18 protein-coding genes are annotated in these 20,583 nt (G+C 59.5%); 12 read left to right on the plus strand and 6 right to left on the minus strand.

Annotation, left to right across the window (positions count from 1 at the left end; genetic code table 11):
* Positions 1–369: 369 nt before the first annotated feature.
* The gene (locus ACLI1Q_RS08525) at positions 370–801 is read right to left on the minus strand and encodes a cytochrome c oxidase subunit 4 (RefSeq protein WP_023023132.1); all 432 of its coding nucleotides are present in this window, start codon (positions 799–801) and stop codon (positions 370–372) included.
* Positions 802–820: 19 nt separating this feature from the next.
* Entirely contained in the window at positions 821–1,894 is a 1,074-nt protein-coding gene (locus tag ACLI1Q_RS08530; protein WP_239269746.1) for a cytochrome c oxidase subunit II, read from the minus strand.
* Between the two features lie 388 nt (positions 1,895–2,282).
* Here ACLI1Q_RS08530 and asnB point away from each other — a divergent pair, with 388 nt between their 5' ends.
* Positions 2,283–4,205: an asparagine synthase (glutamine-hydrolyzing) gene (asnB, locus tag ACLI1Q_RS08535; protein ID WP_284772037.1), complete on the plus strand. Its 1,923-nt coding sequence runs from the start codon at positions 2,283–2,285 to the stop codon at positions 4,203–4,205.
* Between the two features lie 92 nt (positions 4,206–4,297).
* Here asnB and ACLI1Q_RS08540 read toward each other — a convergent pair whose 3' ends face one another.
* Positions 4,298–4,642 carry a HesB/IscA family protein gene (locus ACLI1Q_RS08540; RefSeq protein ID WP_005283948.1) on the minus strand — a complete coding sequence of 115 codons (345 nt, stop codon included), beginning with the start codon at positions 4,640–4,642 and terminating at the stop codon, positions 4,298–4,300.
* A 142-nt stretch (positions 4,643–4,784) separates the two neighbouring features.
* On the opposite strand from ACLI1Q_RS08540, the gene ACLI1Q_RS08545 reads away from it, so the two are divergent.
* On the plus strand, positions 4,785–5,465 hold the full coding sequence (locus ACLI1Q_RS08545) for a DUF3043 domain-containing protein (protein WP_239269744.1): 681 nt from the start codon (positions 4,785–4,787) through the stop codon (positions 5,463–5,465).
* Between the two features lie 12 nt (positions 5,466–5,477).
* On the plus strand, positions 5,478–6,254 hold the full coding sequence (locus tag ACLI1Q_RS08550) for a nicotinate-nucleotide--dimethylbenzimidazole phosphoribosyltransferase (protein WP_239269743.1): 777 nt from the start codon (positions 5,478–5,480) through the stop codon (positions 6,252–6,254).
* Positions 6,255–6,299: 45 nt separating this feature from the next.
* On the opposite strand, the gene ACLI1Q_RS08555 is transcribed toward ACLI1Q_RS08550, so the two are convergent.
* Positions 6,300–7,394 (minus strand): branched-chain amino acid aminotransferase, encoded by a 1,095-nt coding sequence (locus tag ACLI1Q_RS08555; RefSeq protein WP_239269742.1) that lies wholly within the window; start codon positions 7,392–7,394, stop codon positions 6,300–6,302.
* Between the two features lie 105 nt (positions 7,395–7,499).
* Here ACLI1Q_RS08555 and ACLI1Q_RS08560 point away from each other — a divergent pair, with 105 nt between their 5' ends.
* Both ACLI1Q_RS08560 and ACLI1Q_RS08565 read left to right on the plus strand, forming a co-directional pair.
* A complete protein-coding gene (locus ACLI1Q_RS08560; RefSeq protein ID WP_239269741.1) occupies positions 7,500–8,996 on the plus strand; it encodes a leucyl aminopeptidase in 1,497 nt (498 codons plus the stop codon).
* 38 nt (positions 8,997–9,034) lie between these two features.
* Positions 9,035–9,571 (plus strand): isochorismatase family protein, encoded by a 537-nt coding sequence (locus ACLI1Q_RS08565; RefSeq protein WP_239269740.1) that lies wholly within the window; start codon positions 9,035–9,037, stop codon positions 9,569–9,571.
* 5 nt (positions 9,572–9,576) lie between these two features.
* Here the strand turns inward: ACLI1Q_RS08565 and ACLI1Q_RS08570 are convergent, their stop codons facing one another.
* Positions 9,577–9,987 (minus strand): hypothetical protein, encoded by a 411-nt coding sequence (locus ACLI1Q_RS08570; protein WP_005283964.1) that lies wholly within the window; start codon positions 9,985–9,987, stop codon positions 9,577–9,579.
* 125 nt (positions 9,988–10,112) lie between these two features.
* On the opposite strand from ACLI1Q_RS08570, the gene sucB reads away from it, so the two are divergent.
* From sucB to ACLI1Q_RS08605, 7 genes are all read left to right on the plus strand, one after another.
* A complete protein-coding gene (gene sucB, locus ACLI1Q_RS08575; protein ID WP_239275565.1) occupies positions 10,113–12,206 on the plus strand; it encodes a 2-oxoglutarate dehydrogenase, E2 component, dihydrolipoamide succinyltransferase in 2,094 nt (697 codons plus the stop codon).
* Between the two features lie 297 nt (positions 12,207–12,503).
* Positions 12,504–15,347 carry an aminomethyl-transferring glycine dehydrogenase gene (gcvP, locus tag ACLI1Q_RS08580; protein ID WP_239269738.1) on the plus strand — a complete coding sequence of 948 codons (2,844 nt, stop codon included), beginning with the start codon at positions 12,504–12,506 and terminating at the stop codon, positions 15,345–15,347.
* Between the two features lie 2 nt (positions 15,348–15,349).
* Positions 15,350–16,462, plus strand: a complete 1,113-nt coding sequence (gcvT, locus tag ACLI1Q_RS08585; protein WP_239269737.1) for a glycine cleavage system aminomethyltransferase GcvT — start codon at positions 15,350–15,352, stop codon at positions 16,460–16,462.
* A 45-nt stretch (positions 16,463–16,507) separates the two neighbouring features.
* Positions 16,508–16,900, plus strand: a complete 393-nt coding sequence (gene gcvH, locus ACLI1Q_RS08590; protein ID WP_239269736.1) for a glycine cleavage system protein GcvH — start codon at positions 16,508–16,510, stop codon at positions 16,898–16,900.
* 118 nt (positions 16,901–17,018) lie between these two features.
* Complete coding sequence (gene lipB / locus ACLI1Q_RS08595) at positions 17,019–17,822, plus strand: lipoyl(octanoyl) transferase LipB (protein WP_239269735.1); 804 nt, start codon at positions 17,019–17,021, stop codon at positions 17,820–17,822.
* Between the two features lie 136 nt (positions 17,823–17,958).
* Positions 17,959–19,023, plus strand: coding sequence for a lipoyl synthase (lipA, locus tag ACLI1Q_RS08600; RefSeq protein ID WP_005278301.1), 1,065 nt, complete (start codon positions 17,959–17,961; stop codon positions 19,021–19,023).
* An 82-nt stretch (positions 19,024–19,105) separates the two neighbouring features.
* Positions 19,106–19,891: a DUF4191 domain-containing protein gene (locus ACLI1Q_RS08605; protein ID WP_284772035.1), complete on the plus strand. Its 786-nt coding sequence runs from the start codon at positions 19,106–19,108 to the stop codon at positions 19,889–19,891.
* A 153-nt stretch (positions 19,892–20,044) separates the two neighbouring features.
* Here the strand turns inward: ACLI1Q_RS08605 and ACLI1Q_RS08610 are convergent, their stop codons facing one another.
* Positions 20,045–20,518, minus strand: a complete 474-nt coding sequence (locus ACLI1Q_RS08610; protein WP_239269733.1) for an RDD family protein — start codon at positions 20,516–20,518, stop codon at positions 20,045–20,047.
* Between the last annotated feature and the right edge of the window lie 65 nt (positions 20,519–20,583).

Consider the following 20,583-nt stretch of genomic DNA (forward strand, 5'->3'; position numbering starts at 1 on the left):
ACGCCTGCAAACTTGAAGTTCTGTCACAATCCACTCCGCTGTAGCCGTCTCGGCCGCGACGGTTCAGCTCTCGTCCGCAACCGGTTTCGGCAATTTTCTTAGAGAGATAAATCACATGGTGGTTTTCGGGAAAAATGGCCCATTTGCAACTTTCGGTTGACCCCCACAGAAATAGCCGTTTACGTGCTGGTATGCACTTTTGCTGCCCACTTAAAACCTGGGCACAACCCCTCTCCCCCTCCTCTAAAAAAATTGGGCACCGCGGGAACTTTGCCCGTCGATTTCCGACGCAGATCGCCAAAGCCCTCCCCACCGAGGAATGGTGAGGAGGGCTGAGAAGTTTAGGCAGTGGCTGCGACTAGATGATTTCTAGTGCTTTTCCTTAGGCAGACCGTATTGCAAGGACAGGCCGGCGCAGGCAGCAATCAAGCACACGGCACCCAAGGCGATGAGCCAGTAGTACAGGAAGATGACGCCGAGGCCCAAGAAGCCGATGGAGCCTGCCATGGCCAGTGGCCAGATGGAGCTTGGGGAGAAGAAGCCCAAGATACCGGCGGAGTCCTCGGTCTCTGCTTCTTCCCAGTCTTCCGGCAGAACGTCGCTGCGGTTATCGGTGAAGTGCAGGTAGCCGCCCAGCATGAGGCAGAGCACGACGGAGAGAAACATACCCACGATGCCCACCCACTCGGCGCCGTAGAGGTAACCATCATCCTTCACGAGGGTGACGCCAAAGATATAAACAATCAGCGAGACGAAAAGGTAGGTCGCGATTGAGTAAAAGACTTTCGATGTTGCACGCATTGTGTAATGTCCTTATCTCTTATGCCGCGGTCTTAACGTAGTTGTCACCATCGGCGGTGTCACGCTCACCGGAGAACGGGTGGGTGGTAACTGCGTACGGATCCTGGCCGATTTCCTTCAGCGCCTCGGCGTTGGTGGCGTTCGGGTTCTTCTCACGGAAGTCCATGTAGGCATTGAAGTCCTCTGGGGACACAACGCGAACCTCGAAGTTCATCATGGAGTGGTAGGTACCGCACATCTCAGCACAGCGGCCGACAAAGGCGCCTTGCTTATCAATCGATTCGATCTGGAAGCTGCGTTCCTGGGCGTTGGCCTCAGGGTGTGCATAGACGTCGCGCTTGAACAAGAACTCCGGCACCCAGAACGCGTGAGAAACGTCAGCGGAAGCCAAACGGAACTCGATTGCGGTATCGGAAGGAAGTACCAGAACCGGAACCTCTTCGGTGGAGCCTACGGTCTCAATCTTGTTGTAGTTGAGGTAGGAAAGGTCACCCTTGGACTTACCGTGAATTGGGTTGGGATTGTCCACACCCTCAGGGTCATGGGCGGTCTTTTCCGCTTCAGCCTGACGTGCTTCGTCCGCACCGTTGTAGTTCTCACCGTTGACGTGGTTCTCGGCGTAGCCGAACTTCCAGTTCCACTGGAATGCCGTGACATCAACGGTGACCTTTGGATCCTTATCCAATGCGGTGACCTTCTGCTGGGTCTGCACCGTGAAGAAGAACAAGGTCATGATGATCAGGATTGGAACGATGGTCAATACCATTTCCAATGGCACGTTGTACTGCGTCTGGCGCGGGAATTCACCCTTTCCATCACGCTTTGCCTTCTTCGCGCTCCAGCGGAAAATTGCAGTAAGGAATAGGCCCCACATGATGAAGCCGACAATCCAAGCTGCAACCCAGACCCAGATCCAGAAGTTGTACATTGCTTCAGCCTCAGGGGTAACACCCTTTGGCCAACCGAATCCCAGGAGGTTCTCTACAGCAGTTGGCGCCTGAACGTCACAACCAGCCAGGGCGAGACCGCCTAGGGCAAGTGCGCCAGCTACGCCCGCCTTACGGGCGAAGGTGCGCTTATTACGCTGTCCCACGTGTGTTCTGCCTTTCTGTCCACACAAACTTCTCGAATACTCACAGAGCACCCTTACCCAATCAGAATAATGGATAAATGCTTGGTTCCCAGCCATTTTGAAACTTTAAAAGAAACCCAGCGCGCTCAATTTATATCCACGTTTCAGTAGGTTACCGCCCCACCTGCACAATGTTCCAACCGTACCCCCAGTCTGCGCTTTCACCATGTGCCTTAACTCACAAGGAACTATTCCGACCATCATACGAAAGTTCGCACCCTTACGGGGAAGCTTAATTTAAGCTTTTCTGCAGCTTCCTCCAAGCCGTGGCGCTTTCTGGTTTCCACCCCACGCACCGTAAAGTAGAACAACGAGCACCAGTCGCTTAATTAAAAGGAGCTATCTTTACATGTGCGGACTTCTTGGCATGCTCGCGGCCACCGGTGACGTGGACAAATATGTCGACGCGTTGGAGCGGTCGCTTCCTTGCATGCACCACCGCGGACCGGACGCAGCCGGTACTTGGCATGATGGCGACGCCGCCTTCGGCTTTAACCGCCTGTCCATTATTGACTTGGAACATTCCCACCAGCCCCTGCGCTGGGGCCCTGAGGACGAGCCAGAGCGGTATGCCCTTACCTTTAACGGCGAGATCTACAACTACGTTGAGCTCCGCGAAGAACTCAAGGCCTTGGGCTATACCTTCTATACGGAAGGCGATGGCGAACCCATTGCGGTGGGCTACCACCACTGGGGCAAGGACGTTGTCGAGCACCTCCGCGGCATGTTTGGCATCGTCATTTGGGATACCAAGACCAAGACCATGTTTGCCGCGCGCGACCATTTTGGCATCAAGCCGCTTTACTATGCCACCACGGACGCCGGCACGGTCTTTGCCTCCGAGATGAAGTGCATCTTGGACATGGCCGAGGACATTGGTCTAGAACTCAACCTTGACCGCCGCGCCATCGAGCACTACGTGGACCTGCAATACGTGCCGGAACCGGAATCTTTGCACGCCAATATTCGGCGCGTGGAATCCGGCTGCACGGTGACCTTGAAGCCGGGCGAGGAGGTCGTATCCGAGCGCTACTTCAAGCCGCGTTTCCCGGTCCAGCAGGTTCCAGAAGGCGAGGAACAACAGCTCTTTGACCGGATTGCAGAAGCGCTGGAGGATTCCGTCGCTAAGCACATGCGTGCCGATGTCACCGTGGGTTCCTTCCTCTCTGGTGGCATCGACTCCACCGCCATCGCTACCCTGGCCAAGCGCCACAACCCAGATCTGCTGACCTTTACTACTGGCTTCGAGCGCGAAGGCTATTCCGAGGTGGACGTGGCCGCGGAATCGGCGGCCGCCATCGGCGTGGAGCACATCGTCAAGATCGTCTCGCCGGAAGAATACGCCGAGTCGATTCCTAAAATCATGTGGTACCTGGATAACCCGGTGGCCGATCCTTCCCTCGTGCCGCTGTACTTCGTGGCCCAAGAAGCCCGCAAGCACGTCAAGGTGGTCTTGTCCGGTGAGGGTGCCGATGAGCTCTTCGGTGGCTACACCATCTATAAGGAACCGCTGTCCCTCGCGCCATTTGAGAAGATCCCTTCTCCCCTGCGCCAAGGCCTGGGCAAGCTCTCCCGCGTGCTGCCGGATGGTATGAAGGGTAAGTCCCTGCTTAACCGCGGCTCCATGACCATGGAGGAGCGCTACTACGGCAACGCACGCTCCTTTAACTTTGAACAGATGCAGCGCGTTATCCCATGGGCCAAGCGCGAATGGGATCACCGCGAGGTCACCGCGCCCATCTATGCGCAGTCGGAAGACTTTGACCCAGTAGCCCGCATGCAGCACCTTGACCTATTTACCTGGATGCGCGGTGACATCCTAGTCAAGGCCGATAAGATCAACATGGCCAACTCCTTGGAGCTGCGCGTGCCATTCCTAGATAAGGAAGTATTCAAGGTCGCAGAATCCATCCCGCATAACCTGAAAATCTCCCACGGCACCACTAAGTATGCGCTGCGCAAGGCCATGGAACAGATCGTTCCCGCGCACGTGCTCAACCGCAAGAAGCTGGGCTTTCCGGTTCCCATGCGCCACTGGCTGGCCGGCGACGAGCTCTACGGCTGGGCACAAGACACCATCAAGGATTCCCAGACCGAGGACATCTTCAATAAGAAGGAAGTCCTGGAGATGCTCAAGGAGCACCGCGATGGCGTCTCCGATCACTCCCGCCGCCTATGGACCGTGCTTTCAGTTATGATCTGGCACGGTATCTTTGTGGAAAAGCGCATCGACCCGCAGATCGAGCAGCGCGACTACCCGGTCAAGCTTTAAGCCGAACTGGGCAAAGTTCCACGCTGAGCTTTAAAGACATAAAAAGAGGGTGAGCGCCGCGAAGCGCTCACCCTCTTTCTTTATCCTTCTGTTTAGTTGAAGGAATCGCCACACGCGCAGGAGCCGGTAGCGTTCGGGTTATCGATGGTAAATCCCTGAGACTCGATGGTGTCAGCAAAGTCGATCTTGGCGCCGGTAAGGTATGGCACGGACATCTTGTCCACGACGAGCTTGATGCCACCCACCTCGTCGACCTTGTCGCCATCAAGGCTGCGGTCATCGAAGTAGAGCTGGTAGCGCAGGCCAGCGCAGCCGCCGGGCTGTACTGCGATGCGCAGGGAGAGATCGTCGCGGCCTTCCTGATCAAGCAGGCCCTTTGCCTTTGCGGCTGCGGCCTCGGTCAGAATGACGCCGGTTTCGGAAACTGGAGCGGTCATCACTTCTCCTCAAATGTGTCTTGGTTGCGTAGCCACTACCCTACCCGCATCTACAAGGAGGGAAAAGGTAGCCCATAGTAATAACAACGCCGTGGGCGGGCCTATTCCCCTCTTGGGGCCGAAACCTTGTAGTCTGATCAGCGTGAAACTTCCGTGGCAAAAAGATGACAAGACCTCCCCTGAACCCGCTCCCGTGCAGGAAGAAGTTCAGGAAAATACCCACCGCAAGGGGTATACCCCGCCGAAGGGTCGTCCCACGCCAAAGCGCCAGGAACAAGAAATCGCGCGCGGTGTGAAGCGCGATCCACATGGGGTATCCGATGCGCAGCGCTATAAGCGCCGCAAGGAACTCAAAAAGTCCATGAGCAAGGACGAATGGAAAGAATATAAAAAGCAAGAGCGCAAGGAGCGCAACCAGCGCAACCGCGAAAGCCAAGAGCGCATGGCCGAAGGCGATCCACGCTTCCTCCCAGCCCGCGATCAGGGCGAAGAGCGCGCCTACGTGCGCGATTGGATCGATGCCCGCCGTACGCTTTCGGAATGGGTAATGCCGATGGCGCTTGCCCTTATCGTCGTGGTCTTTGTGACCTATGCAGCTCCAAGCATCGCCGGCCTCATCAATGCTATTGCCATGGTGGTTATCCTCATCTTCGCCATCGACGGCATCTGGCTGGGTCGCCGCGCTAATAATGCTGTCCGCAAGAAGTTCCCCGGAACCACCGCCACCGGTTTTGGCCTGGGATTCTACGCGTTTTCCCGCGCCAGCCAGCCCCGCAAGTGGCGCATTCCTCGCCCGCGCGTAGAGCGCGGGGCCGACGTTTAAGGAAGCACACTGATGGCTGATTCCCTGCAGCTTTATCCCTATGGCCGGCTAAGCGATGCCGCACAGTGGCTCGCCGCCTGCCAAGATCGATCCCCCGCTTCCGAGCCACAGCGGGTGCGGGCCGTAATTTTCGCCGAGGACGGTGAAGGGATCCCCCTGGCCACGGAGACCGCGGCGCGGCGGGTTGGGGCCAGCATTAATTCTGTCACGGTGACGGATTGCTCCACCGCCTATGACTTAGGAGTGCAGGCGGCGGATGCGGAAATCGATGGCGGTGCGGATCTGCTTATTCCGGGCGGCATCGACAGCACGCAGGTTGCCGCAGCCGTCATGGGTGTCTTGGCTCAGGAGGAGCCGGTGGTGGTCGTCGGCAAGCAGCCGAGCGTCGAGGACTGGAAGACGAAGGTTGCGGCCATTCGCGATTCCATGTTTCGGATGCGCGATCTGACTGGGCGGGAGCTCATTAAGGCCTGCGGCTCCCCCGTATTGGCCGCGCTGGTGGGCTTTATGTCCCAGGCGGCTAGGCGGCGCACGCCCCTGCTTGTCGATGCCCCCTTAACCGCCACCGCCGCCGTATCCGCCGCCGCAGACACGCGGATCCATGACTGGCTCCTAGCTACCAACATCTCGCCGCAGCCGGCTCACCGGTTGGCCTTAAAGAAGCTGCGGCTGGATCCCCTGCTGGATCTGCAGATGGAGCCGGTGCCGGCGCTTGGCGCCTTGGCTGCCCTACCCCTTTTATTGCTGGGCGTAGAAATTACTGCGGACGCCGCGCAGGCAGAGGCCTAACTGCGCGGCGCAGGTCCTCCTCGCGCCGCGTTACACCGTGGCGTGCTAGACCAAAGTCTGCAACCAGCCGTGGGCATCCTCCACAGCACCGCGCTGGATACCGGTCAGGCGCTCGCGCAAGGCCATGGAGACCTCGCCGGCCTCGTTATTATTGACACTGAAGTCGATATCCTCACCAAGCACGCGCCCCACCGGCGTAATGACTGCGGCGGTACCGCAGGCAAAGGCCTCGGTCATCTTCCCTGATTCCACATCTCGCTGCCATTCTTCGGCGGTGATGCGCCGCTCGATTACCTTGTACCCCATGTCTTCGGCGACCTGCAGCAGGGACTGGCGGGTAATGCCGGGCAAAAGGGAGCCGGACAGCGCCGGGGTAACGATCTCGGCGTCGTCGCCGGTGCCGTAGACGAACATGAGGTTCATCCCGCCCATCTCTTCGATGTAGCGGCGTTCGATGGCATCCAGCCAGACCACTTGGTCACAGCCCTTTTCTTCGGCCTGGGCCTGCGCCAATAAAGAGCCGGCGTAATTGCCAGCGAATTTCGCGGCACCGGTTCCGCCCGGCGCGGAGCGGACATAGTCGGTAGACAGCCACACCGAAACAGGCTTAATGCCGCCACTGAAATACGCACCGGCGGGCGAGGCCAAGAGAATGAAACGATACGCATTAGCCGGGTGAACTCCTAGTGATACCTCGGTAGAAATCATAAAGGGGCGCAGGTAGAGCGATGCTTCCCCGCCGGCCTCTGGAACCCAGCTCTTATCGATGTCCACCAGCTGGCGCAGCGCCTCGATGAACTCTTCTTGCGGTAGCTCGGGCATCGCCAAGCGCTGCGCCGAATTAATAAAGCGTTGCGCGTTTTGATCGGGGCGGAAGGTCACGATGGAGTCATCGGGCTGGCGGTAGGCCTTAATGCCCTCGAATACGGCCTGGCCGTAGTGGAAGACGTTGCTCGCCGGGTCCATCGTGAGTGGGCCGTAGGGGCGGACTTGCGCGTCGTGCCAGCCCTTGTCCGTGGACCAATCAATGGTAACCATGTGGTCCGTAAAGTGCTGGCCAAAGCCGGGATTGGCCAGGATTTTATCTAAATCTGCTGCCGCCGTTGGTTGATTCGTACGGGTAATCGTGTAATCAAGCATGACCACAATCTACTCCTTTTATCTATAGCTGGGTAGGAATATGTTCACTTTAGCGCGGTATCATGGACAGAAGTTTCATTAGTACCAATTAAAAAGGAGGATTTTATGTCTCAGCACGATGGACCCGCACGTGGGGCGTTTCCGGAACTTAAGCTAGAAAAGAAGGCCCCGAAGAATGCCCAGGCGCTACTCATCGCGGCATTCGAAGGTGAAGACAACATTGAACTTCCAGGGACTTCGCTGCTCAAGCCGGCCGCGCTGCGCGAAGCATACGAGTCCTTCATTGCCGTGGGGGCAACCGGTAAGGCCAATGAGGTCACCCGCATCCCGGCGCCTGAGAAGGCAGAGGTCGATTCCATCATCGCCGTCGGCCTAGGCGATGCCGAGGACCTCGATGCAGAAACCTTGCGCCGCGCCGCCGGCAGCGCCGCACGTTCGATTTCCAAGCTGGAAAAGGTGGCCACCTCCTTGGGCGATTTTGGCATCGCACCCACGGTAGAGGGCCTTACCTTGGGCGGCTACAAGTTCAAGGGGCTTCGTTCTAAGTCCGGCAAGGATTCCGAGCAGCCCGCCGCCTTTACCGTGGTGGCAGAAAAGTCCGCCCGCGAGGAGTTCGAGGCGGCCAAGATCACAGCGGAGTCCGTGGTGATTGCCCGCGATCTGGTCAATACCCCGTCCAACCTGCTGTACCCAGAGTCTTATGCAGACTTCCTCTCCGACCAGGCTAAAGAGGTTGGCCTCGAGGTAGAAATCCTGGATGAAAAGGCGCTGCAGAAGCAGGGCTTTGGCGGCATTACCGCCGTTGGCCGCGGTTCCGCTCGCCCGCCGCGCCTGGTGCGCCTGAGCTGGAACCCGAAGAAAGCGAAGAAGCACGTGGCGCTCGTGGGCAAGGGCATTACCTTCGATACCGGCGGCATTTCCTTGAAGCCGGGTTCTGGCATGTGGGACATGATTTCCGATATGGGCGGTTCCGCCGCCATGGCCGCCTCCATCATCGCTGCGGCCAAGCTCAACCTGCCGGTGAAGATCACCGCTACCCTGCCGCTGGCAGAAAACATGCCGGGCGATAACGCCACCCGCCCGGGCGATGTCATCACCCACTACGGCGGCATCACCTCTGAGGTTCTCAATACCGATGCGGAGGGCCGCCTCGTGCTTGCCGATGCCATCGCGCGCGCCAGCGAGGATAAGCCCGACTTCCTCATCGAAACCGCCACGCTAACCGGCGCCCAGATGGTCGCCCTAGGCGAGCGCACCGCCGGCGTCATGGGTTCAGAAGACTTCCGCGACCGGATGGCGGGCATCGGCCGCGAGGTCGGCGAAAATGCCTGGGCCATGCCGCTATTGGAAGAGCACGAAGAATCCGTGAAATCCGCCAGCGCCGATATCCGCAATATCAACGCCAAGCGCGAGGGAGGCATGGAATACGCCGGCACCTACTTAAAGCAGTTCGTGGGCGAGGGCATCGAATGGGCACATATCGATGTCGCTGGGCCTTCCTTCAATACCACCGGCGCTTATGGCTATACGCCAAAGATGGGTACGGGCGTTCCCACCCGCACCGTCATTGCTGCCCTGCGCGAGATTGCTGAATCAAAGTAATACCCCGCGCAGCCGCCTGAGCATAAAATGGCGGAGTTATGAACACTGCTTTAATCATCGTTGATGTCCAACACGATTTTTGCCCAGGCGGCGCGCTTGGCACCGATCGCGGCAACGAGGTTGCAGAGAAGATCTCTTCTTTGCAGACCGAGTATGACACCGTCGTTGCCACGCAGGACTGGCACATCGATCCGGGTTCCCACTTTGCTAAGGACCCGGATTTTATCGATTCTTGGCCGGTGCACTGCGTCGCCGATTCCTATGGGGCGCAGATGCACGAGACGATCGGTCCTGCGCAAGCATATTTCCGAAAGGGCGAATACACCGCCGCGTATTCCGGATTCGAGGGCGCGGCACACGGCGTTTTGCTGGCGGAGTGGCTGCGCGAGCACGATATCGACGCAGTAGATATCGTCGGCATTGCCACGGATCACTGCGTGCAGGCAACCGCGGCGGATGCTTTAAAGGAAGGCTTTTCCGTCCGCGTCTTAAGCGAGTATTGCTCTCCCGTTGATCCGGACCGCGGGGATGCCGCCTTGGCTAAGTTAGAAAAGGCCGGCGCCACCATCGTCTAGGCCGATTAACTTAAGTCCTGCCCCGAATCAGGGTTTTCGCCGCGCTCAAAGCGCGCGCGGCGAAGGCGCTGTTCTTCCCTTTTACGCAAGATACGTTGGCGTTCCATGCGCTCGCGCATGCGTTGGGGGTACCCGGTTTCTTCGACATCAAAAACGTCGCACTGCAATAGTTTTCCTACCGCGTCAATCCCCTTCGGCCCGCCGATGCGTCGGCGAATAAACTCACCCTTTTCATCCACAACGACCACGGACATTTCATTGACCACGGTCTCTGGCTCGATAAATGCCTCAATAAAAGCCTTATCGGCGGCCCACATTTTGAGTTCTTGTTCGTCTTCTGGGCGGATAGTTTCTCCCGGACCGCGGGGCGGTCGCAGTGGCGATCGGGACTTATTGCGGCGGAAGAGGTTGAACATAACCCACTAGTTTACCCGCATGGAGGGTATTACTAACCCCACTACTGCACGATGACGGTCATCACGCTGTAAGATTGTGCGGTAGCGATAGAATACTTCCAACTTTTCGAGGAGTCTTAAAACTCATGGCGAACTCCGTTGAGATGCCCGAGCTGGGCGAGTCCGTAACCGAAGGCACCATTACCCAGTGGCTTAAGTCCGTCGGCGACACCGTCGAGGTGGACGAGCCTTTGCTCGAGGTCTCCACCGACAAGGTCGACACCGAAATCCCCTCCCCCGTTGCAGGCACCATCCTAGAAATCAAGGCCGAAGAAGACGACACCATCGAGGTCGGCGAGGTCATCGCACTCATCGGTGATGAAGACGAGGCTGATTCCTCTTCCGATGACTCTGACGACTCCGACGATGACAAATCTGAGGACAAGGAAGAATCCAAGTCCGAGGAGAAGGAAGACAAGGACGAGAAGAAGTCCGGCTCCAGCTCCAAGGCTTCCGGCGAGACCACCGATGTCGAAATGCCAGAGCTCGGCGAATCCGTCACCGAAGGCACCATCACCCAGTGGCTCAAGTCCGTCGGCGACACCGTCGAGGTAGACGAACCACTACTCGAAGTCTCCACCGACAAAGTCGACACCGAAATTCCTTCCCCCGTTGCCGGCACCCTGGTAGAAATCCTCGCCGAAGAAGACGAAACCATCGAGGTCGGCGAAGCCATCGCCCGCGTCGGCGACGAAAACGCCGCACCATCCTCCGACGACTCTGACGACTCCGACGATGACAAGTCCGAAGACAAGGAAGAAACCAAGTCCGAGGAGAAGGAAGACAAGGACGAGAAGAAGTCCGGCTCCAGCTCCAAGGCTTCCGGCGAGACCACCGATGTCGAAATGCCAGAGCTCGGCGAATCCGTCACCGAAGGCACCATCACCCAGTGGCTCAAGTCCGTCGGCGACACCGTCGAGGTAGACGAACCACTACTCGAAGTCTCCACCGACAAGGTCGACACCGAAATTCCTTCCCCCGTTGCCGGCACCCTGGTAGAAATCCTCGCCGAAGAAGACGAAACCATCGAGGTCGGCGAAGCCATCGCCCGCGTCGGCGACGAAAACGCCGCACCATCCTCCGACGACTCTGACGACTCCGACGATGACAAGTCCGAAGACAAGGAAGAAACCAAGTCCGAGGACAAGAAGGAAGAGTCCAAGTCTGACGAGAAGAAGGAAGAGCCGAAGCAGGATTCTTCCCTGAACACCTCCGCCAAGGTCAACAACGGCGATAACGTTCCATACGTCACCCCGTTGGTGCGCAAGCTGGCTGATAAGCACGGCGTGGACCTCAACTCCATTGAGGGCACCGGTGTAGGCGGACGCATCCGCAAGCAGGACGTCTTGGCCGCTGCTGGCGAGGGCGATGCGAAGGCATCGGAAGGCGACGATAAGAAGGCTGCTGACTCCCCACGCGCACGCTGGTCCACCAAGTCCGTAGATCCGGAAAAGCAGGAGCTTATCGGCACCACCAAGAAGGTCAATCGCATCCGCGAAATCACCGCTACCAAGATGGTGGAAGCGCTGCAGATTTCCGCACAGCTTACCCACGTGCAGGAAGTCGACATGACTCCTATCTGGGATATGCGCAAGAAGAGCAAGCAGGCGTTCATTGATAAGTACGGCGCCAACCTGTCCTTCCTGCCGTTCATTGTGAAGGCCACCACTGAGGCTCTGGTTTCCCACCCGAACGTCAACGCCTCCTATGACCCAGAGACCAAGGAGATGACCTACCACGAGGATGTCAACGTCGCCATCGCCGTAGACACCCCGAAGGGTCTGCTCACCCCGGTCATCCACAAGGCACAGAACCTGTCCTTGCCGGAAATCGCGCAGCAGATTGCGGAGCTGGCTGATAAGGCCCGCAATAACAAGCTGAAGCCGAATGACCTGACCGGTGCCACCTTCACCGTGACCAATATCGGTTCCGAGGGCGCCCTGCTCGATACCCCGATCCTGGTTCCGCCACAGGCCGGAATCCTGGGTACCGCGGCTATCCAGAAGCGCGCCGTCGTGGTCAACGAGAACGGCCAGGATGCCATCGCCATCCGCCAGATGTGCTTCCTGCCATTCACCTACGACCACCAGGTCATCGATGGTGCAGACGCTGGTCGCTTCATCACCACCATCAAGGACCGCCTGGAGACTGCAGACTTCGAGGCTGACCTCGATATCTAAAGCAGTTAGCTAACTGGCATACCTCCCGCTCCTTCCACGCGAAGGGGACGGGAGGTTTTGTCGTGCCTGGGGTACTCCGCGGGGGTGTAGCGGGAGAACTTCCGGCACAAATATCAGAGGAGTTTTATCCCGGCACTACAGGACATATTTCACTAAGTGGGAGGTAAGCAGGCTACAACACATTTTCATCGGTGAGTTACTGCATAAAAGTTTGTCAAGGGCGCTGTTTTTACCGGTTATTAAACATATACTTAGGGGCGGTTAAGACCATTGCACCCGATGAAGGAGACCTCACAGATGGATTACATCTCCCGCCACCTAGGGCCGGATTCTGCCGAGCAGTCCGCCATGCTCGGGACTGTGGGCTACGACAGCGTGCAAGCGCTTGTCGATGCCGCCATTCCACCCAAGATCCGCGCTAAGGAACTTCCCCACCTGCCAGAAGCGCTCTCTGAAGACGGGGCACAGGCCGCTTTGCGGGAGTTCGCCAACCAAAACACTGTACTGAAGCCCTTCTATGGCCAGGGCTACTCGGACACCCTGACCCCGGCCGTCATCCGCCGCGGCCTGCTTGAGGATGCCGGCTGGTATACCGCGTATACCCCCTACCAGCCCGAGATTTCCCAGGGCCGCTTGGAGGCCTTGCTCAACTTCCAGACCATGATCGAGTCTTTGACGGGGCTGCCCATCGCGAATGCTTCCTTATTGGATGAGGCTTCCGCCACCGCCGAGGCGGTCGGTTTGATGTCGCGCGCGGTAAAGAAGGGCCGCCGCGTCGTGCTGGACTCCCGCCTCCACCCGCAGGTGCTTACCGTTGCCGCTGAGCGCGCCCGCGCCATTGACCTCGAAGTAGAGATCGTGGACGTGCGCGAGGGCTTGGTGGGCGAAGACCTCATCGGTGCTGTCATCGCCTACACCGGCACCGAAGGCGAGATTTTAGATCCCTCTGCCCTGATTGAAGAGCTGCACACCCGCGGCGCGCTGGCCTCCGTGGTCACTGACCCGCTGTCCCTGCTGCTTCTGGAAGGCCCCGGAAACTTGGGTGCCGATATCGTCTTGGGCTCGTCCCAGCGCTTTGGTGTGCCCCTCTTCTTCGGCGGCCCACACGCTGCCTACATGGCGGTAACGGATAAGCTCAAGCGCCAGATGCCGGGCCGCATCGTCGGCGTCTCCAAGGATGCCGATGGCCGCCCGGCCTACCGCTTGGCGCTGCAGACCCGCGAGCAGCACATCCGCCGCGAGCGCGCGACCTCCAATATCTGTACTGCCCAGGCCCTTTTGGCCAATGTCGCCTCGATGTACGCCGTCTACCACGGGCCAAAGGGCCTGAAGGACATCGCCGAGCGCGTGCACGGCTTGGCCTCCTCCTTCGCCCAGTCCATCGTGGATGCTGGCCTGGAGGTTACATCGCAGAGCTTCTTCGATACCGTCACCGTTAGCGGTGTCGACGCGCAGAAGATCAAGGCCGAACTGCAGGATGCGGGCTACTTGGTGCGCGCAATTGGCACCGACAAGGTATCCGTATCCTTCGGTGAATCCGCCACGCAGCGCGATGTCGCGCACCTGGCAGAGGCCTTCGGCGCCAGCCCGGCTGAAGCGAACTTTGACCTGCCGGAGAATCTGCAGCGCGCCGAGGAACCGCTGGAGCACGAGATTTTCCACTCCATCCATTCTGAGACCCAGATGCTGCGCTACCTGCGCAAGCTCGCGGACAAGGACTTGGCGCTGGACCGCTCCATGATTCCGCTGGGTTCGTGCACCATGAAGCTCAACCCCACCGCGGCTATGGAGCCCATCTCCTGGCCAGAATTTGCCGGCATCCACCCATATGCCCCGGAAGAAACCACGACGGGCTGGCGCGCACTGGTGGAAGAAATCGAAGGCTGGCTCGCCGAGCTTACCGGCTATGCCAAGGTCTCCATCCAGCCCAATGCCGGCTCCCAGGGCGAGTTGGCGGGCTTGCTGGCCATCCGCCGCTACCACGTGGCCAATGGCGATAATGAGCGCGATGTCGTGCTCATCCCGGCCTCCGCGCACGGCACCAACGCTGCCTCTGCGACCCTCGCAAACCTGCGCGTCGCCGTAGTCAAGACCGCCGAGGACGGCTCCATTGACGTCGCGGACCTGGAAGAAAAGATCGAAAAGCACGGCAACCACATCGCCGGCATCATGGTCACCTACCCCTCCACCCACGGCGTCTTCGACCCCGAGGTGCGCGATGTCTGCGATAAGGTGCACGCGGTCGGCGGCCAAGTCTACATCGATGGTGCCAACATGAACGCGCTGACCGGCTGGGCACGCCCGGGCGATTTCGGCGGCGATGTCTCCCACCTCAACCTGCACAAGACCTTCACCATTCCCCACGGTGGCGGCGGCCCGGGCGTTGGCCCGGTAGCGGTGGCAGAGCACCTCATCCCGTTCCTGCCCAGCGATGCCGCATCCCCTGAGCTGGACGCCACCGCGGAAACCCCGGTGAGCCAGGGCGTTCCCATTACCGGTAGCAAGTACGGCTCCGCCGGCGTCCTTCCCATTTCGTGGGCCTACCTGGCCATGACTGGCGCCGAGGGCCTTGCCGCCGCATCCGGCCACGCCGTATTGGGCGCTAACTACCTGGCAGCCTCGCTCAACGAGTACTTCCCCGTCCTCTACACCGGCAACGAGGGCTTGGTGGCGCACGAGTGCATCATCGATTTGCGCGAGCTTACCGATGCCTCCGGGGTCACCGCCGCCGATGTGGCCAAGCGCCTCATCGACTTCGGCTTCCACGCCCCCACCCTGGCCTTCCCTGTGGCCGGCACCTTGATGATTGAGCCCACCGAGTCTGAAGACAAGGGCGAGCTGGATCGCTTCGTCGAAGCCATGCGCACCATCCGCGCCGAAATCCAGGAGATCATCGACGGTGAGGTGGCCTACGAGGACTCCGTTATCCACCACGCACCGTTTACGGCTGAGTCGGTAGCAACCGATAACTGGGAGTACTCCTTCGGCCGCGACAAGGCCGCGTGGCCAGTCAAGTCCCTATTGCATAGCTACAAGTATTTCCCACCGGTTCGCCGCCTCGATGAGGCTTACGGTGACCGCAACCTGGTGTGCAGCTGCCCGCCGCCAGAAGCATTCGAGATCGACGATTCCGAGGAGTAACAATGACCGAACTTCTAACCTCCCCGCTCAATGCCAAGCACGAGGAACTCGGCGCTACCTTCACGGCCTTTGGGCCGTGGAATATGCCGCTGAAGTACAACAGCGAACTGGAAGAACACCGCGCCGTTCGCACCAGCGCCGGCCTGTTTGATCTCTCCCATATGGGAGAAATCTGGGTCAATGGACCCGATGCCGGCAAGTTCTTGTCCTACTCCTTCATCTCTAATCTAGATTCGCTGAAGGTGGGCAAGGCCAAGTACTCCATGATCACCGCTGAAGACGGCGGTATCATCGATGACCTGATTTCCTATCGCTTCGAGGAGAAAAAGTTCCTCGTTGTGCCCAATGCTGGCAATGCCGATACCGTCTGGGACGAGCTCAATAAGCGTGCCGAGGGTTTTGACGTTGAGCTCAAAAACGAGTCCCGCGACGTCGCCATGATCGCCGTGCAGGGCCCCAAGGCCGCGGAAATCCTCGTCCCGCTGGTAGAGGACAATAAGCAAGACACCGTCTACGAGCTGGGCTACTACGCCGCCACGATGGGCAAGGTGGCGCGCACCTTCGCCATCATCGCGCGCACCGGTTATACCGGTGAGGACGGCTTCGAGCTCATCGTCTATAACTCCGATGCCCCGCAGCTGTGGGAAGAATTGCTCAAGGCGGGCGCGGAATATGACATCAAGCCGTGCGGCCTAGCCGCGCGCGATTCGCTGCGATTGGAGGCTGGCATGCCGCTCTACGGCAACGAGCTCTCCCGCGATATCACCCCGGTAGAGGCGGGCATGTCGCGCGCCTTTGCTAAGAAGGAAGCGGACTTCGTCGGCGCAGAGGTCATCCGCAAGCGCGCCGAGGAGGGCCCACAGGTCGTTATCTCCGGGCTCACCTCGGATCAGCGCCGCGCCGCGCGCGCCGGCGCCGAGGTTTTCCTCAATGACACCAAGGTCGGCACCGTCACCTCTGGCCAGCCCTCCCCCACGCTCGGCCACCCGGTGGCGATCGCGCTGCTCGATACCAGCGCGGATCTCGAACCGGGCACCGCAGTCGAGGTAGAAATCCGCGGCAAGCGTTATCCTTTTGAGGTAACCGCGTTGCCGTTCTACAAGCGCGATAAGTAAACCATCCGCACACCCTAAATATTCAGCCCGAAAGGACTACATACTATGTCTAACCTGCCCCAAGACTTTTCCTACTCCGAAGACCACGAATGGGTAAACGCCGCCAAGGACGCCGTAGAAGGCAAGACCGTTCGCATCGGTATCACCTCCGTGGCCGCAGACCGCCTGGGTGAGGTCGTCTTCGCAGAGCTGCCTGAGGTTGGCGATACCATCACCGCCGGCGATTCCTGTGGCGAGGTCGAATCCACCAAGTCCGTATCTGACCTGTTCTCCCCGGTCACCGGCACCGTGAAGGCCGTCAACGATGCCGTGCACGATGACTACGCCGTCATCAACAACGATCCCTTCGGTGAAGGCTGGCTCTTCGAGGTCGAGGTGGATGAAGCAGGCGAGCTCATGGAGGCTGACGAATACGCCTCCGCGAACGGCCTGGACTAAAAGACGGTTCGTTCGACCCACTCGAACAGAAAAATAGGCGGGAGGATGCCATGGCATTCTCCCGCTTTGCTTTTCCTCGCTTTGCTTTTCCCTACCAAAGAAGACGACACTAGAGATTATGACTGCACCACGCGATCCTTTCTTTCCCGCTGAACGCTCCATTCGCGCCTCGGACAATCCCCTTGAAATACGCCACTTGGGCCGCATGGATTACCAAGAGGCGTGGGATTATCAGGCGGAGGTGGCGGCGGCGCGCGCGCAGGGCACGCAGGACGATGTGGTCTTAGTGGTCGAACACCCCAATATCTATACTGCGGGCAAGCGCACGCAGCCGGAGGATATGCCGGATAACGATCTGCCGGTTATCACCGTGGACCGCGGCGGGCGCATCACCTGGCACGGGGAAGGGCAGTTGGTGCTCTACCCCATCATCAAGCTGGCGGAGCCTGTCGATGTCGTCGATTATGTCCGCCGCCTCGAGGAGGCCACCATCCAGGCGGTGCGCGAGCTGGGCGTGACTACCGCAGGCCGCATCGATGGTCGCTCTGGGGTATGGGTTCCCTCTACCACCCAGGCCAAAGATCCTTCCGCCTCGCAGCGCGATCGCAAGATTGCCGCGCTGGGGATCCGCATCACCCGCGGGGTGACCATGCACGGCCTAGCGCTTAACTGCAGCAATACGCTGGAGTACTACGACCACATCGTGGCCTGTGGCATCGATGATGCTGATATCACCACGCTTTCGCTGGAACTCGGCCGCGAGGTCACGATGGAAGAAGCCTCACAGCCGCTATTACGGGCGCTTGATGATGCCCTCTCCGGCCGCCTCATCGTCGCCGATCACAGTTTCGGTTCCGCACCCGATCCCACAAAGATTGCGAATGAGAAGGCGCGGGAGCGGCGTCGGCAAGCGCAGGCTTAAGCCCCGTGGCCCTAGTTTGGGGCTAGCGTGGAATAGTTGTGTGCCCGCGCGCCTTGAAGCTAGAAGAGCTATTAGCCATCACCATCTTTGATCGATAAAGTGAGTATTTGTGACTGTAAAGCCTGAAGGACGCAAGATGCTCCGCATTGAGAAGAAAAATGCGGAGTCGCCCATCGAACAAAAGCCGCGGTGGATCCGCAACCAGGTACGCACCGGACCGGGCTATGAGGACATGAAGTCCCGCGTGGCCGGCGCCTCCCTGCACACCGTCTGCCAAGAAGCCGGTTGTCCGAATATCCACGAATGCTGGGAATCCCGCGAGGCAACCTTCCTCATCGGCGGCGATAAGTGCACCCGTCGTTGCGACTTCTGCGATATTGCTACCGGCAAGCCGGAGCCGCTCGACCGCGACGAGCCGCGCCGCGTGGCCGAAAACATCCAGGAAATGGACCTCAACTACACCACCATTACCGGTGTAACCCGCGATGACCTCCCGGATGAGGGCGCGTGGCTGTATGCGGAGATCGTGCGCAAGATCCACGAGCTCAACCCACACACCGGCGTGGAGAACCTCACCCCGGATTTCTCTGGCAAGCCGGACCTGCTCGAAGAGGTCTTTGAGGCACAACCGGAGGTCTTCGCCCACAACCTGGAGACCGTGCCGCGCATTTTCAAGCGCATCCGCCCGGCCTTCCGCTACGAGCGCTCCCTCGATGTCATCCGCCAGGCCCACGACTACGGCCTTATTACCAAGTCCAACCTGATTTTGGGCATGGGCGAGACCGAGGACGAGGTTGAGGAAGCATTGCGCGACCTGCGCGAGGCTGGCTGTGACATCATCACCATCACCCAGTACCTGCGCCCCGGCCCGCGCTTCCACCCCATCGAGCGCTGGGTGCGCCCGGAGGAATTCGTGGCCCACTCCAAGCTGGCCAAGGAGCTGGGCTTCGGCGGCGTCATGTCCGGCCCGTTGGTTCGCTCCTCCTACCGCGCCGGCCGCCTGTACGTGCAGGCCATGGAAAAGCGCGGCTTGGAATTGCCGGAAAACCTCCAGCACCTGAAGGAAACGTCCCAGGGCGCTACCGCCCAGGAGGCATCCACCTTGCTGGATAAGTACGGTCCCTCGAAAGAAACCCCGGTGACCACCCGCATGGCCAAGACTCCGGCCAATGCTAATTCGGTCGCGGCAACCGTGCGCTAAACCGCGGAATATTCTTACTCGGCCCTCGCCATCTGCGGGGGCCGTTTAACATTTATGCCACCTGACCTTTAAAGTAGGAACCATGGCGAAAGATGACAAAGCAGCCCTGAAAGCTGCCAAGAAGCAAGAACGCGCGGCTAAGCGCCAAAAGCGTAAGCAAACCTGGTCACAGTTGTGGCAGGCATTCAATTTGCAGCGCAAGCAGGATAAGGCCCTCATCCCTATCATGCTGGCCGCCTTCCTCGGCGTCGGCCTTCTGTTCTTCCTCATTGGCATGCTCTTTAATGGCCAGTGGTTCATGCTGATTATCGGCTTGGGCCTGGGCGCGCTTTTGGCGATGTTCCTGTTTACCCGCCGCTTGGAACGCGATATGTACAAGCGCGTCGAAGACCAACCCGGCGCCGCCGGTTGGGCCTTGGAGCAGCAGCTGCGCAATACCGTCGGCATTGTATGGTCCGTAAAATCCGGCATCGCCGCCACCCGCCAGCAGGACCTAATCCACCGGGTCATCGGCAATGCGGGCGTCATCTTCGTGTGCGAGGGCAATAAGAACCGCCTTCGCCCCACCCTTAACCAGCTAAAAAAGCGCGTGGACAAGATTGCCGGCGGCGTGCCGGTCTATGAGGTCTACGTCGGCACCGGCGAAGACGAGGTGCCGGTATCCAAGCTGCGCAACCACCTCATGAAGCTGCCTCGCAACTACAATAAGAACGCCACCTACGACAATATCCGCCGCATTGAGGCCATGGACTCCATGCCTGGGACGATGCCGGGCATGCCCAAGGGCCCAATGCCGCAGCAGGCGCAGAACATGTCCGGCATGAACCGCCGCATGCGCCGCGCGCAACAGCGCAAGGGCAAGGGCTAAACGCACCGTTAGCCACTCGCCTTGGCTAGGCTTTCGGCTCTCGCCTTGCTCTACAACACAAACAGTCCCTGCAACCGCCCGATTGGGAAAGGTTGCAGGGACTGTCGTGGTTTTCGTAGTTTTACGGTGCGCGGGACTTATCCCCGCGCGCCGCTAAGAATTGATAACGACGGTGCCCGTCGCCCGGTCGTGCATGCCGCGCCCGTCCGCGTCCACCATGGCGGCTGGGAAGATGACGCCGGTAAGCAGCGTGCGCACTGCCGCGCGCCAGAAACCCACCTGCGCGCCAGGCACATCCAAGCGGGCCACGCCCATGCCAAGGATGAGCATGCCCGGGGTGCGTGCGAATAACCAGCCACATACGATGCCCATTAATGCCCAGAGCGCATAGCCCAAAAAGGACACGCCGCCGAGCTGCGTGGTGACCATGTGGATGACGTTGGCCAGCAGCATGCAAATGATCCAGTCAATGGCTACGGCGCCTGCGCGGCGGCCTACCGACGCCATGGACCCAGGTCCGGATTCCGGCAAGCCCAAGTTTTCACCGGGCCACCGGCTGGGGGTTCCTGCATCGTCATATTCGCCCGGAATATTGGGCCCGTCGAGCCACGTGCGCTTGTCTGCCATGCTCACCAATTTAGTTGCCCCTCACCCAGAAGTGAAACGAGGCCAATGGCCATGCTGGGTGGATA

The sequence above is a fragment of the Corynebacterium limaceinasi genome, assembly GCF_046717465.1.
Taxonomy (GTDB): domain Bacteria; phylum Actinomycetota; class Actinomycetes; order Mycobacteriales; family Mycobacteriaceae; genus Corynebacterium.

Bases quoted from the DNA above. Each gene is read 5' to 3' on its own strand.
- ACLI1Q_RS08525 (WP_023023132.1), bottom strand. From the start codon at position 801: ATGCGTGCAACATCGAAAGTCTTTTACTCAATCGCGACCTACCTTTTC.
- asnB (WP_284772037.1), top strand. From the start codon at position 2,283: ATGTGCGGACTTCTTGGCATGCTCGCGGCCACCGGTGACGTGGACAAA.
- ACLI1Q_RS08540 (WP_005283948.1), bottom strand. From the start codon at position 4,642: ATGACCGCTCCAGTTTCCGAAACCGGCGTCATTCTGACCGAGGCCGCA.
- ACLI1Q_RS08550 (WP_239269743.1), top strand. From the start codon at position 5,478: ATGGCTGATTCCCTGCAGCTTTATCCCTATGGCCGGCTAAGCGATGCC.
- ACLI1Q_RS08555 (WP_239269742.1), bottom strand. From the start codon at position 7,394: ATGCTTGATTACACGATTACCCGTACGAATCAACCAACGGCGGCAGCA.
- ACLI1Q_RS08560 (WP_239269741.1), top strand. From the start codon at position 7,500: ATGTCTCAGCACGATGGACCCGCACGTGGGGCGTTTCCGGAACTTAAG.
- ACLI1Q_RS08565 (WP_239269740.1), top strand. From the start codon at position 9,035: ATGAACACTGCTTTAATCATCGTTGATGTCCAACACGATTTTTGCCCA.
- ACLI1Q_RS08570 (WP_005283964.1), bottom strand. From the start codon at position 9,987: ATGTTCAACCTCTTCCGCCGCAATAAGTCCCGATCGCCACTGCGACCG.
- sucB (WP_239275565.1), top strand. From the start codon at position 10,113: ATGGCGAACTCCGTTGAGATGCCCGAGCTGGGCGAGTCCGTAACCGAA.
- gcvP (WP_239269738.1), top strand. From the start codon at position 12,504: ATGGATTACATCTCCCGCCACCTAGGGCCGGATTCTGCCGAGCAGTCC.
- gcvT (WP_239269737.1), top strand. From the start codon at position 15,350: ATGACCGAACTTCTAACCTCCCCGCTCAATGCCAAGCACGAGGAACTC.
- gcvH (WP_239269736.1), top strand. From the start codon at position 16,508: ATGTCTAACCTGCCCCAAGACTTTTCCTACTCCGAAGACCACGAATGG.
- lipB (WP_239269735.1), top strand. From the start codon at position 17,019: ATGACTGCACCACGCGATCCTTTCTTTCCCGCTGAACGCTCCATTCGC.
- lipA (WP_005278301.1), top strand. From the start codon at position 17,959: ATGCTCCGCATTGAGAAGAAAAATGCGGAGTCGCCCATCGAACAAAAG.
- ACLI1Q_RS08605 (WP_284772035.1), top strand. From the start codon at position 19,106: ATGGCGAAAGATGACAAAGCAGCCCTGAAAGCTGCCAAGAAGCAAGAA.
- ACLI1Q_RS08610 (WP_239269733.1), bottom strand. From the start codon at position 20,518: ATGGCAGACAAGCGCACGTGGCTCGACGGGCCCAATATTCCGGGCGAA.